This window comes from Streptomyces sp. NPDC030021, from assembly GCF_055574035.1.
Map to the genome: position 1 here is coordinate 64778 of NZ_JBVIAH010000023.1, position 15389 is coordinate 80166.

Below are 15389 nucleotides of genomic sequence, written 5' to 3' on the forward strand. Positions count from 1 at the left end.
ATCGGGGCCCGCACCGCGTACTGGGTGGAATGGTGGCGACGCTTCGGCCCACCCTCGGGCAACGACCCGAAACTTGACGAGCCGTTCGGCCGCTAGGTGCTCACCGCCTTCGTCAAGGGCACCAACATGGGCCCGTACGAGGCGGCCAGGCACATCCCCGGGGCGTCCGGGCATGAGCTGTCGAACGTGGCGAACCGGCACTTCGCCACCGCGCTGTTCACACACTTCATCCCGCCGGGTGCGGCCACGGTCGTTGAGGCGGCGAGCAGCCCCGTGCGCGCGGGGCCGGTGTCCTGTACCGCGCCGGGTGCGCCCGCGGCGGCGACGCGGGCGCCGAGTCGTCAGGCGGGCTGGACGGTGATGGTGCAGAGGCGCTTGGTGGCCCGGGTCAGGGCTACGTACAAGTCCCTTTCCCCACCGGGGCGGGCCGTGATGATCTCCTCGGGGTTCATGACGACGACCCCGTCGAATTCCAGGCCGCGTGCTTCGGACGCCGGCACGATGCGTGCGTGGTGAGCGATGCCCTGGGCCGTCAGCTCGCTCACCCTGCTGTCCGCGCAGACCACTCCCAGAAGCTGGCCCGGGTGCGTGGTGCTCTGGGCACGGAGTTCCTGAACGACCGCGGTGACCAACCCGTCCTGAGGTGTGGTCACGGTGCGAGGGCTCTCACCGCTTCGCAGCGACCGTGTGGGCTTCTGGTCCGGAGCGATCCGCGTGAGCAGGTCCCGGACGCTCTCCAGGATCTCCTGCGTGGTGCGGTAGCTGACGGTCAGGTTGTGCAGTTTGAACCGCAGTCCGACGTGGGGGCTCAGTGCTTCCTTCCAGTCGCGTGCTGTCGCGACCGGACCCGCCTGGGCGAAGTCACCCACCAGCGTCATCGCCCTTGCCGGGCAGCGGCGGACGATCATCCGCCACTGCATGGCGGTCAGTTCCTGCGCCTCGTCGACGACGACGTGCCCGTACGTCCGCTCGGGGGGCCCGTCGACCAGGCTCGCCGCCTCGTCCAGCAACGGCACATCGGCATCGGTCCACGGGTCGTCCGGACCGCGCAGCAGAAGGGACCGCTCCTGCGCGGTCAGGCGGGGCAGGCGCTCGGCGAGAGCGCCGGCGTTCGTCAGGAGCGCCCTCACGAGGTCACCGGGTGCCAGCCGCGGCCACAACACCTCGACCGCTCGGTCGACGCCGGCGTCGTCGAGGAGATCGGCTCGGATGGCGTCCAGGTCCAGCTCGTGGACCGGACCCGAGTCGGGTGCGCCTTCGACACGGCGCTGGGCGGCTCCCGTGAACCGGTCGAGGTCGAGGCCCGTCATCCGTTCGGCATCGGCGTCGATCTGTTCCAGGAGGTCGCCCATGTCTCGTTGCATCGCGTCGGTGACGGCGTCGACCAAGAGCTCCTTGAACACCTGGCGCGCGGGGTTGTGCCCCGGTACGGCTGCCACGGCGGCGTCGCGTGCCGTGGCGACCTCCTCGTCGGAGAGGCGAACCAGTTCCTGTCCGACCCGCACGGTGAAGTCACCGGCGGGGGCTTGGCGGACGCGCAGCAGGCCGGCCAGGGCGTCGGCGAGTTCGGAGCCGCCCTTGAGACGCGCCGTGTCGAACGGGTCCACCGTGTCCGTGGACACTCCGGCCAGTTCCCGGCAGGTCGCCAGAACGACGTCGTTCTCTCCGAGCGAGGGAAGGACCTGGGAGATGTAGTCGAGGAACCGGGCGTTCGGGCCCACCACCAGGACACCCTCCTCCGCGGCGCGCGGGAACGCGTACAGGACGTAGGCCGCCCGGTGCAGGGCGACCACCGTCTTGCCGGTGCCGGGCCCGCCCTGTACCACGGTCACCCCGCGGTGGGCGGAGCGGACGATCTCGTCCTGCTCGGCCTGCAGCGTCGCGACGGCCGCGTGCATCCTGCCCGTACGCCGTGCCGACAGGGCTTCGGTCAACGGGCCGTCCCCCACGACGTCCTCGTCGGTCGGGGCGGTCCCGTCCAGCAGTTCGTCGCTCACCGAGATGACCGTGCGCTCCTCGAGGCGCAGGTGCCGGCGCCGCCGCAGGCCCATCGGGTGGACCGGTGTCGCCTCGTAGAAGGGCCGCGCCGCGTTCGCGCGCCAGTCCACGAGCAGAGGCAGGTCGTCCTCCTCCGTGTGCAGTCCGATCCGCCCGATGCGCAGGGCCGTGCCGTCCGTCCAGTCGATGCGCCCGAAGACCAGCCCCTTTTCGGCGCCCTCCAGCCGGCCGATTTCCTTGGCCAGACGCTCGGCGGATATTTCTCTCTCGTATGCCTCACCGGCGCTTTCGGCCGGGGCCTTCAGCACACTCGCTCGGTGTACTCGCGCCTCGGAAAGCCGCTCGGTGAGCAACTCATATAAGGAGGACACGTAATCCCGCTCCGACGCAACCGCACGCACAGCGGGGTCATTCATTTTCGACAACAGGGGGCTCCTTCGATTCGAGTCACACCATATGGTCAAATTCCTCTAAAGGTAAGTCTTGACTTACTTGGTGAGCCGTGGCCCTACGGCTGAATCCATGACGGCTGACCGTATGGCGTGTCATGCGTTCCGCCGTTCCGAATATCGCCCATTGCGCTCCCGGTGCCCGCCTGCCCTATTGCGAGCCCGGCGAGCCCTCCCTTGGCGCCAGGGGCATCTGGTCGCTCCGTCTGGCGACCCGACCGAGGAGAGGAGCACAGAATTTCCGGGGGCCTGATGGCGGCGCCGATCCCATCAGATCCGATGACGGCTGATGACAGGGTTTACCGACAGCTGGGGTCGAATGCCACCACCACAACGGGGAGCGGCATGGCCAACCAGGTCTACAAGCGGGTGTCGACCGACCAGTAGTCGACCGACCGCCGGAACCTGGTGCTGGACGAGGCCGGGATCGAGGCCCGGTTGTCTTCGAGGAGCAGGCCGGGACCTCCAGCCGCCTTCACCCTCTGGAGCGGCCGAAGTTCGGCGAGCTGCTCGCGTACGCGCGCGGCCGGGCGACGCTGTGCACATCTCCGAGACGGTCCGCTTGGTGCGCGGCACCGGGCGCATCCTCGACGTGCTCGACGTCCTGCACCGCGACCGCTTCGCCCTGCGCATCCACGATGGCGCGTTCTCCGCGAGGGACGAAGGCCGACGACGTGCGCACCGGGTGCCTGGAAGGCCGTTCCATCGCCGCCCTCGCCCGCGACCATGACGTCAGCCGCGGCGCCATCCGTACCGCCGTCGCGGACCTCCTGCCCGAGTACACGGCCGTCGATCCGGGCGCCCCGGCCCCGGAACTGGCGGTCGCCCTCGACATGCCGGGCAAGGTCGCCGACTTCCTCCGCGCCGCCGAACTGGAGCCCGGCGAGCGCGCCACACTCGGCCAGAGCTACACCCTGCGCGTCCGGTTGTCTGGCGACAAGGAGTTGTATCAGTGAGCTTCTTCGAGTTGGCCACCGATCGGGTGAATGCGACTGAGCGCTTCAGTGTCGAGTGGGCGGCTGCAGCGTCCGGTGCCAGCAGCTTGGTGAGCCGGGACAAGGGTCCACTCGAGCTTGCCGGCCTGAACGCCGACCCGGCGGCAAGGCCGGTGAGCGACGATCAAGCTGTTGTCAGCCGCTGGCTCTAAGGTCGGCCCTATGACATCAGACCTGGTCCAGGACTCATGGACTCGCATCGACGCGTGGCTGCGCGAGCATGCGCCCCGCACTTTTGCCACGCTTCGGCCGCCCGCAGGAGACGAGGAGATCGCAGCAGCGCAACAGGAACTGGGGGTCTCCTTTCCTCCGGACCTGGTCGCTTCACTCCAACGGCACAACGGGGCGCTGGAGGTACCTGAGGCTTTCCGGTTCAGTACGGGCGACCGGCTGCTCGGAGTGAGCGGAATCCTTGGGGACACCGGCTTCATGCGCGGCATCGACCAGGGCCTCGACGGGGAGACCGAGGGCTACTGGCTTCACGACTACGTGAAGTTCGGTTCTTACGACGTGACGTCGGACGGTCTTCTGATGGATTGCCGTACTGAGCGGGACTCCTTCGGTGCGATCGGACGGTTCTTCGACGAGACCGGCACCAGATTTGGGCAGGCCGACTCGCTGGGTGGGTATCTGGCCGAACTGGCCGACGCGCTTGAGCGCGGCCAGGAGGCTGGTGTCGTCACCTTCAACGGCCGACTGTTCTGGGAGGCGCCTCTGCCTGCCAGGCCGGAGTGCAGTGCCGACGAGCCCCTTCCCGCACCGGATGAGCAGCTGCCAGAGCTGGACCTGTCCCACAGTCCCACCGACCTCCTCCACGTGAGCCACCTGGACGGACATGAGGAACTCGGTGCACTGATCGCAGTCCTGCCGTATGAGCGGGTGGTTGAGGCCGCGCGGAAGCAGCTGCGCAGACTGGCGGTCGAAACGGGGCTGAACAACTACCCGGAGGTCAAGGCAGCCCTGGACGCGTGGGAGCGTGGTGTGGCCCTACCGCGGCCGGACCAAACCGGCCCGCTCGCCTTGCGACTCCGCGCGGTGCTCGCACAGGCCGACACCGGCCGAGACGTCACTCGCAGGTGGGCCGCCGAGAAGATAGCTCTCGGGCTCTGGGGGTCCCCCTACAGATCCGTGTGCGAGAGCGCGGAGACCCGGAGTCACTTCACTCTCGACTGGCGTGCGGATCTGCATGCGGACTTGGGCAATCCGCCACTGCCACCGATACCTGACGACCGATTTTGGGGGGCGCTGCGCAACCCCGCCATCGACTCCAGTTGGTACGCGGCTCAGTACACCCAAGATCAGGACTGACCGCAGGGGCTTCGGTTCCGCGTGAGCGCTTCATGCGGCGGTTATCGCCAGACGAAGCGCTCACTGAGCTTCTTCAGCGCTGCCGCTCCAACGTGAGGATGGCCTTGACGATTGACGTCATGCGGTTGGGGCTGCACCGGGACCTGCGGAAGATCCGCCAGGACTTCAGGATCGCGACACCGCGTTCAACGGGCGCTCGTGCTGCGGCCAGCGCCCGGTTGAGGGTCTTTTCAGTGGGAGTGAGTTCCTGGAGTGGCTTGCGTTTGATGCCGGTCGCCAGCCACGGCCCGCCACCTTGGTAGGCGAGGTCGGCCAGAATGGGAACGCCCTGGCGCTCGCAGATCCGGATGATCCGGTGGGTGCGGGCGGCGGTCAGGTCGTGTGTGCGGCCCGGCAGGGCGGGCGAGAGCCACAGCAGCCGGCCGCAGGGGTCGGTGACGACCTGCACGTTCACGCCGTGGCGCCGGTGTTTGTGGGAGTAGTCGGCCCGGCCGTCGCCGACCCGGTCGCACTCGGCGAGGGTTCCGTCGAGCAGGACGAAGTCGGGATCATGCTCGCGCAGCGTCTTGAGCAGACCCGGCGCACGCGCGGCGAGCAGGTCGACGACCGCGCTGATGTAGGCATGGGCGGTGGACTCGCTGATCCCGAACCCGGCGGCGATCTTCGCCAAAGTGGTGTGCTCTCGTAGGTACACCAGTGCCACCATCGCCCGCTGAGACGGACGGAGCTTGCAGCGCCGGTCGCCCTCACGGGTGACAACCAGCATGGTGACCCACTCCACGAGCGCATGCGGCAGGTCGAGTGCTGCAGGATGGATGACCAACGAGGCTCCCGAGCAACGTGATTAAGACGTCAGACATCTCGATCAACAGCTCGGGGGCCTCGTTCGTTGCGCTTCACGGCCCATCACCCGATCGGTGGCCAACTCGAAGAAGCTCAGTGGTAGCGACACAGAATGTCTCAGCGGGCTGGCGGGCCCCGAGGCGAGGACGCGAAGTGTCAGTCGGCGGTGATACCGAGTTCTGTTTTGGCGGCTTCCATGAATGGTCCGCGCTTCTCGTGAATGAAGTCCCAGACCTTCTGGCCGTCAGGTACGCGGCCGTAGGTAGCGGCCATCAGGCGGTCGGTGAACTTGAAGGCCGTATCGCTCAGGTGGCGGCTGACGACAAGGTCGAGGCACTTCTGGTGGAACCACATCTCGTGGGTGAGTTCGGGAGAGCCGTCAACGAACGTGTTGTTGTTCTGATAGCGGTGCTCGGCCGCGCGCTCCACCCGTTGGCAGATCTCAAGGAAGGTCAGGATCGCTTCCTTGCGTTCGGCACGGACCGATGCCGCCGCCGCTCCAGACGCCTGCCTCTTGGTCTCTCTCGTCGTGAGGTACTGAGCAGCGAAGGAACCTGCGGCCCCCAACGCAACACCTACCAGAGGAAGTGCGGTCGTCAGCAGTACGGATGGCACGATCAGGCTCCCCTGGTTTCGTGGGTGGCCGCCAGGTCCCGCGAGCGGCCGTGCCACTGGTGACGACCGAGAGCGACGACTTGGTTGCGGACCTGTCCGGGCGAGTTGATGCCGGCCGTGCGAGCGGCTGTATCAGTTGTTGGTTGAGCTTGCCGTTCAACCGCGGCGTGAGATGAGTCGGGCGAGTGCCTCTGTGGGCCGACAGAGCCATGCGCTCAGTGTGCTGATCCTCGATGTCGCTTGTCAGCCTGTTTTGCGGTTCGGTGCCGACGTTGTGGTGTGCGGGTCGAGCGTAAGCCTCGCTGGTGGCGCGGACCCGTCCGAAGGACGAGCCACGTCATGCCGTACGTCTTCAGCGTCGTCGACGATGCTTGTGCAGCTTCTGGAGGGCCGGGTTTTGACGGACCGTCGGCCCGGCCGTCCAGTTGAGGCGCGGCGGTCCTGATTGGGGGCTCGCATGCCCGGTAGCGACAGGCCGATGTCGGACGGTTCGCAGGACGACGGCGCGCCGCGTGTCCGGGGTGAGGGTCACAGGAGCGCGCCGAAGATGCCCGGGGCGTGGACTCGGCCGCGGTGCGGGGCGAGAAGGACGGCCTCGTACGGATCGAGGTCGCCCTGAAGGACCCGGCGGACCGTGCGGCGGCGAAGGAGGCGGTGGTCAGGCTCCGCGAGGCGGTGCATCCGCTGCCGGGCGCGGACGCCCTTGTCGGCGGATACACCGCACAGGCCTACGACACGCAGAAGACGGCCGATCGGGACCGCGAGGTCATCGTCCCGGTGGTGCTGGCCGTCATCCTCGTCATCCTGGTGGCCCTGCTGCGCTCGTCGGTGATGCCGCTGTTTCTGGTGGTGACGGTGGCCCTCAACCTCTCCGCCATGCTGGGCGTGTCCGCCCTCGTGTTCCGCCACGTGTTCGGGTTCAGCGGCACCGATGCGTCCGTCCCCCCTGTACGGCTTCGTCTTCCCCGTCGCCCTGGGCGTGGACTACAACAACTTCCTCATGTCGCGGGTGCGCGAGGAGTCGCTGCGCCACGGCGTCCACGAGGGGGTGATCCAGGGTCTGACGGCCACCGGCGGAGTGATCACCTCCGCGGGGGTGATCCTCGCAGCCACGTTTGCCGCGCTGGGTTGTCATCCCGCTCGCGTTCCTCGTGCAGATCGCCTTCATCGTGGCCTTCGGCGTCCTCATGGACACTCTGATCGTGCGCTCGCTCCTGGTCCCCGCCCTGGTCCTGGACAGCGGCCCCGCGGCCTGGTGGCCGGGCCGGGTGAGCCGCCGCCCCAGCTGAATCCACCGGACGGCCGCGCCCCGCGGGCTCGGCGCGGGAGAGGGCGTGCCGGGAGTGCGGGCGTGGATACGTTCGTCCTCTCGGGCGATGGGTATCACCCGCTGAGGTCGAACACGCCCCAGGCGGTGAACGGCTCGGCCTGGACATAGATCCTGCTTCCTCGGCCGATGGCCCGCCGGCGGCCGGGGGGAGCGCCGTCGGGCAGGGTGAGCAGGCCGATCTCCGTCGGCTCGACGGAGGTCTCGGTGAGCTTTCCGTGGGCGAGTCGGTCCCGCTCTTCGCCGTAGCCGCCGTAGAAGGCGACCCGCTCGCCGTGGACGGCCACCGCATTGGCGCCCCGCACGGTGTTCGTCCGCACCTTCAAGGGCCGGTCGGGGCGGTCGGGGCGGATCTCGACGAGCGGGAAGTCGGTGTACGGGCAGGCCCAGGCGACGGTGCCGGACACGTTCAGGGCGTAGCAGTCCATGAGTCCGGGGATGTGGACGTCGTCGGACGTCCAGGCGAGCCGGCCCGTGGCGCTCCAGCGCCGGATTCCCGCCGGGTTCTCGTCGAAGTGCCCGACCCAGACGTGGCCTGCCTCGTCCACGAGCAGGTGCTCGATGGCGTCCCCGACGGTGAAGGACGAGGTCTCGCGGCCGAGCGCGTCGAAGACCTGGACCTGGTCCGCGTCCTGGTGCCGGCGGGCGCGGGACGCGGCGACGACGAACCCGCCGTCGGGCAGGCGGTCCAGGCGCGGCCACCGGGCCCGCACGGCGCTCAGCTCGGTGAGTTCGACGTTGTCGTAGGGATGGACGGAGACGACCAGCGTGTCGAAGGGCTGGACATCGCCGCCGGGCTCCGGAGCCCGTTCGGCGAGCAGCCAGTGGGCGGCGCCGAAGACGTCGACGGTACTCGTCAGGACGTGACGGTCGTGGTGCGCGCGAGGCAGGCGGACGTAGGGGGCGAGGGCGGTGTTCTGCACGGGCGGGCTCTCCTGGGCAGGCGGGCGGTCGCGGACAACGGGCGTTGCGGTGAGCGGCGACCGGTGGCGCGCGAGCGGTGGAGAGCGGAGTCGGCCGCCTAGACGGGATGGCCCTTTCTGGCCGTCATACGGTGATCCTTGCCGACGTAGGACCCTGGTGACAGACCCTTTCGGCGCGCGCATCGACCGAACGCTGCGCGAGCTCGGGCGCCTGACCGCTTCGTTCACCCTCACCTCTACCCTCACCGTCACGCTGCCGACGGCGGCCTGCTCGCGCCACCTTCTTTCCTGTCTGGAAAGAAGGTGGTACTTTCCTCATGAGAAAGTACTCGGAAGATTGATGACCAGGGACGCCACCTATGACCACTTACGACGCCCAGACCGCCCTCGACGCCATACATCACCGTCAGGAGCAGACGCTTGACGCGTACATGCGCCACGCCCACTCCCGTCCCTACCTGATCATTTCGGCGCTGGGCCTGTTCGCCGTGTGCTCGTCCTTCGATCTGCCGAGCCCCTGGAACACCGCCGCGGTCCTGGCAGGGAACGGCCTGGCCCTGGGAGGGCTCTTCGTGTACCAGCGCAGGGCCCCCGTCCGCCGGAAGACCGCCGGCTCGGAGGTGCTGTTCTACGCGGCCATGGGGGTCCTCCTTCTCGGAGTTTTCTGGACGGTGGCCATCGGCGCCTACTTCCTCGGGCTGCCGGCACGGCACACGCTCGCCGCGGCCGTCACCGCCCTTGCGGCCGTGGCCGCCTCGTACGCGCTGCGCCCGGTCGTCGGGAGCATCATCCGCAGGAACGGCCGCGCCTGATGGATCCGGACTTCGACGAGTTCCTGCATGTTCCGGCGCGACTCTCGGTGGTCGCGCTCCTGGCTCCGGCCGACTGGGTGGAGTTCGGATTCGTCCGGGATGCGGTGGGCACCAGCGACTCGGCCCTGTCCAAGCAGGTCGCCGCGTTGGCAGACGCCGGGTATGTCGAGGTCCGAAAGACAAGGAACCGCACGGGACGGCACACCCACCTCCGCCTCACCCCGTACGGACGCCAGGCATTCCAGCGGCACGCCTCGGCGCTGGAGAGGATCGTGGCGGCAGCGCGTAAACCGCTGCAATAGTCGGAAGATCTGCGCCTGGCGACACGGGCCGGACGGAGGCATGGCCAGGCAGGCGGCCTTCCCGTGGCCCGAGGACCAGGAGGAGTTGTGGTGCGGGCCGGGCGGCCCTCCACGATCTCTCGTGCCGCGCATCCTGTTCCATCCCGCGATCAGACAGACCGCGGCCCGGCCGATCAGGGCCTCCAGGGACTGTCGTCGAAGGACCGCGACGTCGGCGAACGCCTCCCTGGGGGAGATGAGGCCGGTGGTCACCGCCACCATGTCGGTGCCCGTATTGCCGTCCAGGGTGGCCGCAGGCGGGCAGACAGGCCATGGTCGATGGACCGGAACAGTGCCGAGGAGTCGGCGATGGTCCGGGGCGCCGGCTTCACGGCCTTGCGCTGCGACAGGTGGTGGTCCATACGGCTGTCGAAGCCGAGCTGGTGGAGCAGGCCCTTGCCCACCGCGCCGGCGTGCGGGGCGTTGCGGAAGTCCACCCACTCCTGGACCCGCGGAGCGGAGGTCCTGTCCGCGCAGTGCGTGATGGACACCTCGCCCGGGGAGCAGGTGTGCTCGGTCTCAGCCGCTGAGGCTGGTGCCCCGGCAAGGTCGTTGTCGGGTGTGGGGGCCATGCTCGGCGCCATGAGTTCTCCTGTGCCGTCGGTCCGTTCGTCGCGGGACCGCATGGATGCCTGGCTGGGCATGTACGCCCCCGCCTCGTACGAGATCCTCGCGGCGCCCGCGCACCCCGACCGGATCGAGGCGGCGCAGGCGCAGATGGGCCTGCGCTTTCCGGCCGACCTGGTCGACTCTCTGCTGTGCCACGACGGCCTGTTGAAGTGGGGCCGGCGGGCTTGAAGACCCCGGAGGCGCCCTTGCGGGTCTTCTCGGATCGATCCGGCTCCGGGACGGCCGCTGGATGCCGAGCTGGGCCCGGCGCTTGCGGCCGTGATGCCGAAGACGGGGGTGGCCGGATTCGACTGCACCTGTCCTCCGGGCCGAAGTCGACCGGAGCGGCGTGGGCCCGTCGAGGACACCCAGGGGATGGGCTGGAGGTGAGCGCCGCGCGGGTCTGCCAGGCAGACTGTCCCCGGGGTGAACTGAGGCCGAGGGGGAGCCGTGTCGCGGAAGGTCTGGTTGTGGGCAGGGGCGGGATGGTTGGCTCTCGTGGTGTTATGCGGTGCATTCACCCTCTACCTGGATGAATCCGAGAATCCTGGTTCGGGGTCGACCCACTGGGAGCGGGCTCCCGTTCCGAGTGGCACTCCTTCGCGCTGTCCCGACCCGACCGCAGAGGCTGCGGGCATCCCATACTCCTGTACCTACTGGGAACGCGGTTGAAGGGTGTGCGCCGCGGTGGTCGCGCCGGATCGCCGCGTACAGCTCGACCTTCGACATCTGTGGCAAGACCAGGCCCTGTGGCGCTGTGAGGGCAGGCGGCAGCGCACGCGTGGCTCGCTGTCCGGGCCCGCGCGCACCAGCCACCATCCGCCCGGTGTTCGGCAGCGGCAGCGGGGAGAGGGGGCGGCGTCCCCGTACGCCTGTGGGGCGTTACCGCTGGCGTTCAGCGTCGGCGCGTTCGGCGGGGCTACATCAAGCGTTCCTCGACCGGCTCCAGGCTCCAGGGAACGGGTTCAGACCAGCGGGGATCCCTGTTCAGGGGCGGGGCCGTGCCGGCGGAAGTCGGCCCACGCCCGGGTCAGCCTCTGGACCGCTTCGGCCAGGACGTCCGGCGGGTAGGTGAAGGGGAGCCGGATGAAGGAGTCGTGGAGGGCCCGGTACCTCGTCGCCCTGGTCTACCTCGGGCTCGCGGCCGCCGCCGTGTTCAGCTGACGGCAGCCGCCGGGTGCCAACACAGCGCCCGGACCCGGCCTCCCCGTCCACTGCACGCTCGCCACCCCCGAGCGCACCACCGTCGCCCCTGACCCGCGAGCCGGCCCGGAGTCCGCAGGCCTGTCCGCCACCCTCGCAACCAAGGAGTACCGCGAGCAGGGGGAGGGCGCCTGGGCCGCACATGCGGAAGGGGACCTGCCCACGGCGCTCGCTCTCGCCTGCAAAGGGTTCACCGGACATCTCGGAGTGTCTCGGCGGCGCGTGAGCCGGAGACGGCGGCACCGTTGCCGGACCGTGCCGACGGGGGCCGTCTGGTCGTGCTGCGAGGTCACGGTGAAGGCGGGTCCGCCCCCTCGGTTCCGGGGGCGTGTTCAACGGGCCAGGTGCAGCCGGGTATGGAAGTACCCCGCCGACTCCTTCCCTGCCGGGTCTTCTCCGGACGCGGTGACGGTGGCCACCGCGCGCTCCTGCTCCCGGGGGTCGGTGAAGCGCCGCTGCGGCTGAGTGGTGGCGGCCCGCTCGACGGTGAGGCCGTACGACTCCAGGCAACCGGAGATCTCCCCGTAGTCGTGGGTGCGCAGGACGAAGGCAGCCACCGGCACGGGGTGGCCGATAGCGGCGAACAGCCGGGCGAAGGTGCGCTCGGTGAGGAAGCTGGTGCCGCCAGTGACGGTGATCAGGCCCGTCCCGTCCAGCGAGCCGCGCAGCCGCTCCCCCGGCTCGGTGCGCTCCAGGTCCACACAGTGCCCCTCGTCGAGCAGCCCGACGGCCACGGCGTAGTCCAGGGCGGGGCGCGAGACGTCGATGCCGATGGCCCGCAGGGCGTCGGGGCGGCGGCGGACCGCGTAGAAGTCACGGTCGCGGTCGGCGAGTTGGGCGGTGGTGAGTTCGGCCGCACGGGCCGAGGTGTAGTGCGCGAAGAGTTCTTCGAGGCTGACGTCGTGGTTGAGGAGGGCAGCGTTGATCCCGTAGGAGCAGCACAGGTCGAGGACCGTACGCCGCCCCGGCCCGAGTTCGGCGGCAAGCGCGCGGAAGACCGGCTGGGCGTGGCCTGGGGTCTGGTACTCGTACGGCCCCAGGGCGGTGAAGTACCCGCGGGGGTCGGGGAGAGCGTAGACGTCGTCGAAGCTGGTCATGCCGACTGGGGTCATCGGGGTGCGCCTCCATGGCGATCGGCGGGAGTGGGGCGGGGCACGGGTGCCCAGTCGTATCCGGCCACACGCCGGCAACGAAAGGCCGCCGATCCGGCCACTGGCGCCGTCCGGCCCGGATGCCGTCCGGCCCGGATGCCGTCCGGCCGACGCATATGCCGAGCCGCCGCGGCGCCCACAGCGCAAGCTGCGCCCGTTCGCAAGCGCGTGGCGCATCCACCCTCAATGCGGAATGCATGGCACCGGCCGACAGAGCCCCTGCATCGGATGCATCCGGTCCGCTGCCGGGGATTTCGGCAGCGGACCGGGGGCGCCGGGCTACGGGGCGGGGGCGTAGGCGACGGTGTTCCCGCCGCAGCCGGCCGCGATGTCCAGCAGCATGTCCCGCTCCGGCTCGCCCACCGCGAGACCCCACCGGAGCTTGGTGGCGGTCCATTCGGAGGCGTACCGGCACAGGGCCGTCTCCGAGGACGGCGGGAGCCATTCGGCCGGGTCCTGGTCGGCCTTCTGCATGTTGGACCGCGCGGTGACGGCGACCAGGCTGGATTCCTGGCCCTGGTCCTGGTCGTTGGCGTACGCCTCGCGGCGCGCGGGCGTCCAGACGCTGGCATCTGCTGGTGGGGAGCGTCATTCATACCGTGCTGTATTCCATTTGAGGGGCTCGCGGAACGAGCTGAGAGTGCCCCGCTGCGCCTGATGGCTCCGATCGCCGCGTTACGGCGGAGCCCGTGTCGCAATGAGGGCACGCGATCTTGGTGCAACTGCGGCGGGGTTGTGACCGCTGCTAGCCTGCCGTCCATGATCAAGGGTGGCCTGGCAGGCCGAATAGGCCGCATGGCAGGGGACAGCAAGCCGGAGCGCGTGCTGATCGCCGCCAGTTTCACCAACCGGGTCGGCAACGGTCTGTTCAACGCGGCGTCGGCGCTCTATTTCACCTTGGTCGTAGGCCTGCCCGCGGTGCAGGTCGGCGCCGCGCTCACCATCGCCGGACTGATCGGCTTGTGCGCGGGGATACCAGGCGGGCATCTCGCCGACCGGCGAGGGGCGCGCACGATCATGATGTTGGCCCTTGCGGTCCAGGCGGTGTCGATGGCGGCCCTCGTCCTCGTCGAGAGCTGGGCCGCACTCACGATCATCGCGACGGTCGACCAGATCGCCGCGGCGGCGGGTGGGGCGGCCTGGGGCGCTCTGGTGGTCCGGGTCGGGGGTGATCGCCCGGCCCTGTTCCGTGCCAAGCTGCGCACGTTCGTCAACCTGGGCGTCGTCCTGGGAACGGTGGGTGCGGGACTGGCGCTGGCCGCAGACACCCGCAGCGCCTATGTCACGCTGATCCTCGGAAACGCGGCGAGCTTCGCCTTGTGCGCGGTGCTTCTGTTTCTGCTGCCCCGCTATCCGGTGCTGCCAGCGCCGCCGCAGCAGCGGCGCTGGCTCGCCTTCACGGATCGTCCCTTCCTGGCGTTCACCGCCCTCTACGGGGCCATGGGACTGCAGTACCCGGTGGTCTCGCTGCTCCTGCCGATCTGGATCTCCCAGCACACCGAAGCGCCGCGCTGGACGGTGGCCGCGCTGTTCGCCGTCAACTCCCTCTTCTGTGTGCTGATGCAGACCAGGATCGGCTCGCGTATCGAGACCCCGTACGACGGCGGCAGGGCGTTTCGCACTGCGGGGCTGCTCTTCCTCGTCAGCTGTCCGATGATGGCGCTGGCGGCGTACGCCCCTGTCTGGGCGGCAGCAGGACTGGTCCTGGCGGCGATCTTCGTCCATAGCCTGGGAGAGGTCTGGGAGTCCTCGGCGTGCTTCGCCCTGGGTTTCGGTCTTGCCCCCGACCATGCCCAGGGCCAGTACCAAGGTGTCCTCGGCCTCGGCTTCAACGCGGGCCAGGCTCTTGCCCCCGCGATTCTCACCACCGTGGTGCTCGGTCTCGGCACGGCGGGCTGGCTGCTGCTGGCGTTGTTCTTCGCGGCACTGGGCGCTGCTGGCCCATCTCTTACCCGCTGGGGCATGCGGACCCGGCCGCAGCAGGGCGTTGCCGCGGAAGTGACAGGGTGACCAGGTAGTACGGTGCCCTCCGGCGGGTTCATCGCGCGGCGCGCGAAATCGACCACCGTGTCCGGAATCTCGTCCAGCTTCGGGAAACACCCTTTAACCTGGTAGGAGCGGGGTTCGCCGCAGCGCGGGCACGCGTGTGGGTCCGTGTGCCCGTTGCACGGCCCGCAGACTCTGCGGCTGTCGGCACGAGCGATCAGCACGCGGCGCTGGCCACAGGCCGGGCCGGCGCCGGGCCTCGCGGTAGCAGGGCGTGCAGACCGGCCCGAGCGGCCAACGGGCACACACCGGTGCGCTGACCCCGCACAGCGCGCACGGCACTGTCGGCCGTGGCCGGCAGTTCGCGCACGGATCCATGAACGAGCGATTCCCACAGGCCGAGCAGGCCCTGCCGGCCGACAGCTGATCCCGGCGGCATGGTCCGCAGGTCTTGTGACTCGGGCGGGGACGGCTCTCTCCGCAGGCAGCGCAAGGGCCGACGTCGGACTGTGCGGCCAGGACGCCCTGGCAGCCGAGGCAGACCCTGCCGCCGGGCACCGCTCGACGCAACGGCCGGACGCGGTCACATCGCAGACAGGCCGGCGCCCGTACCCCAGCGACACCGAGTTCGGCGAGGGTGGTGATGAGGGCCTGGACTGATCGCGGAGCGAGGGACTCCCCGGTGACCAGGGCGTCCGGGGTAGCTGTCAGGTGGGCGCGAATCCGTCCCCGGGCCGACGGGGTCAGCCCGGCCACAACCCGATCCGCCTCGTCGGGCGCGAGGTCGGGCAGGAACCGGGTGATCCGCTCCGCGAGTTCCTCCCAGGCG

General features: G+C 69.5%; 13 protein-coding genes and 2 pseudogenes. 8 read left to right on the forward strand and 7 right to left on the reverse strand.

Annotated elements, in window-relative coordinates; all coding sequences use genetic code 11:
* Positions 1-341 precede the first annotated feature (341 nt).
* Positions 342-2306: a HelD family protein gene (locus ACZ4YL_RS34025; RefSeq protein WP_468121665.1), complete on the reverse strand. Its 1965-nt coding sequence runs from the start codon at positions 2304-2306 to the stop codon at positions 342-344.
* 779 nt (positions 2307-3085) lie between these two features.
* Between ACZ4YL_RS34025 and ACZ4YL_RS34030 the strand changes: the two genes are divergently transcribed.
* The 3 genes from ACZ4YL_RS34030 to ACZ4YL_RS34040 are packed head-to-tail and all read left to right on the forward strand — an operon-like array spanning position 3086 to position 4750.
* Positions 3086-3403: a hypothetical protein gene (locus tag ACZ4YL_RS34030; protein WP_468121666.1), complete on the forward strand. Its 318-nt coding sequence runs from the start codon at positions 3086-3088 to the stop codon at positions 3401-3403.
* On the forward strand, positions 3400-3594 hold the full coding sequence (locus tag ACZ4YL_RS34035) for a hypothetical protein (RefSeq protein ID WP_328965603.1): 195 nt from the start codon (positions 3400-3402) through the stop codon (positions 3592-3594). Before ACZ4YL_RS34030 ends, ACZ4YL_RS34035 begins: the two co-directional genes overlap by 4 nt.
* Before the next feature lie 10 nt (positions 3595-3604).
* Positions 3605-4750, forward strand: coding sequence for an SMI1/KNR4 family protein (locus ACZ4YL_RS34040; protein WP_468121667.1), 1146 nt, complete (start codon positions 3605-3607; stop codon positions 4748-4750).
* Between the two features lie 73 nt (positions 4751-4823).
* On the opposite strand, the gene ACZ4YL_RS34045 is transcribed toward ACZ4YL_RS34040, so the two are convergent.
* Positions 4824-5573, reverse strand: a complete 750-nt coding sequence (locus ACZ4YL_RS34045) for a transposase (protein ID WP_468121668.1) — start codon at positions 5571-5573, stop codon at positions 4824-4826.
* Positions 5574-5749: 176 nt separating this feature from the next.
* The gene (locus tag ACZ4YL_RS34050; protein ID WP_468121669.1) at positions 5750-6208 is read right to left on the reverse strand and encodes a hypothetical protein; all 459 of its coding nucleotides are present in this window, start codon (positions 6206-6208) and stop codon (positions 5750-5752) included.
* Positions 6209-6796: 588 nt separating this feature from the next.
* Here ACZ4YL_RS34050 and ACZ4YL_RS34055 point away from each other — a divergent pair.
* Positions 6797-7497: pseudogene (locus ACZ4YL_RS34055) on the forward strand (MMPL family transporter); the annotation flags it as partial.
* A gap of 94 nt (positions 7498-7591) precedes the next feature.
* Here ACZ4YL_RS34055 and ACZ4YL_RS34060 read toward each other — a convergent pair.
* Entirely contained in the window at positions 7592-8458 is an 867-nt protein-coding gene (locus ACZ4YL_RS34060; protein ID WP_468121670.1) for a hypothetical protein, read from the reverse strand.
* Between the two features lie 359 nt (positions 8459-8817).
* On the opposite strand from ACZ4YL_RS34060, the gene ACZ4YL_RS34065 reads away from it, so the two are divergent.
* Complete coding sequence (locus ACZ4YL_RS34065) at positions 8818-9270, forward strand: hypothetical protein (protein WP_468121671.1); 453 nt, start codon at positions 8818-8820, stop codon at positions 9268-9270.
* A complete protein-coding gene (locus ACZ4YL_RS34070; protein ID WP_468121672.1) occupies positions 9270-9572 on the forward strand; it encodes a winged helix-turn-helix domain-containing protein in 303 nt (100 codons plus the stop codon). The genes ACZ4YL_RS34065 and ACZ4YL_RS34070 overlap by 1 nt, the downstream gene beginning before the upstream one ends.
* A 248-nt stretch (positions 9573-9820) precedes the next feature.
* On the opposite strand, the gene ACZ4YL_RS34075 is transcribed toward ACZ4YL_RS34070, so the two are convergent.
* Positions 9821-10195, reverse strand: a complete 375-nt coding sequence (locus tag ACZ4YL_RS34075; protein ID WP_468121673.1) for a hypothetical protein — start codon at positions 10193-10195, stop codon at positions 9821-9823.
* Here ACZ4YL_RS34075 and ACZ4YL_RS34080 point away from each other — a divergent pair.
* Positions 10194-10409: a hypothetical protein gene (locus ACZ4YL_RS34080; protein ID WP_468121674.1), complete on the forward strand. Its 216-nt coding sequence runs from the start codon at positions 10194-10196 to the stop codon at positions 10407-10409. The genes ACZ4YL_RS34075 and ACZ4YL_RS34080 overlap by 2 nt on opposite strands.
* A 1346-nt stretch (positions 10410-11755) precedes the next feature.
* Here ACZ4YL_RS34080 and ACZ4YL_RS34085 read toward each other — a convergent pair.
* Both ACZ4YL_RS34085 and ACZ4YL_RS34090 read right to left on the reverse strand, forming a co-directional pair.
* A complete protein-coding gene (locus ACZ4YL_RS34085) occupies positions 11756-12535 on the reverse strand; it encodes a hypothetical protein (protein ID WP_468121675.1) in 780 nt (259 codons plus the stop codon).
* 318 nt (positions 12536-12853) lie between these two features.
* Positions 12854-13144: pseudogene (locus ACZ4YL_RS34090) on the reverse strand (HNH endonuclease); the annotation flags it as partial.
* Positions 13145-13333: 189 nt separating this feature from the next.
* On the opposite strand from ACZ4YL_RS34090, the gene ACZ4YL_RS34095 reads away from it, so the two are divergent.
* Entirely contained in the window at positions 13334-14584 is a 1251-nt protein-coding gene (locus ACZ4YL_RS34095) for an MFS transporter (RefSeq protein ID WP_468121676.1), read from the forward strand.
* Positions 14585-15389 lie beyond the last annotated feature (805 nt).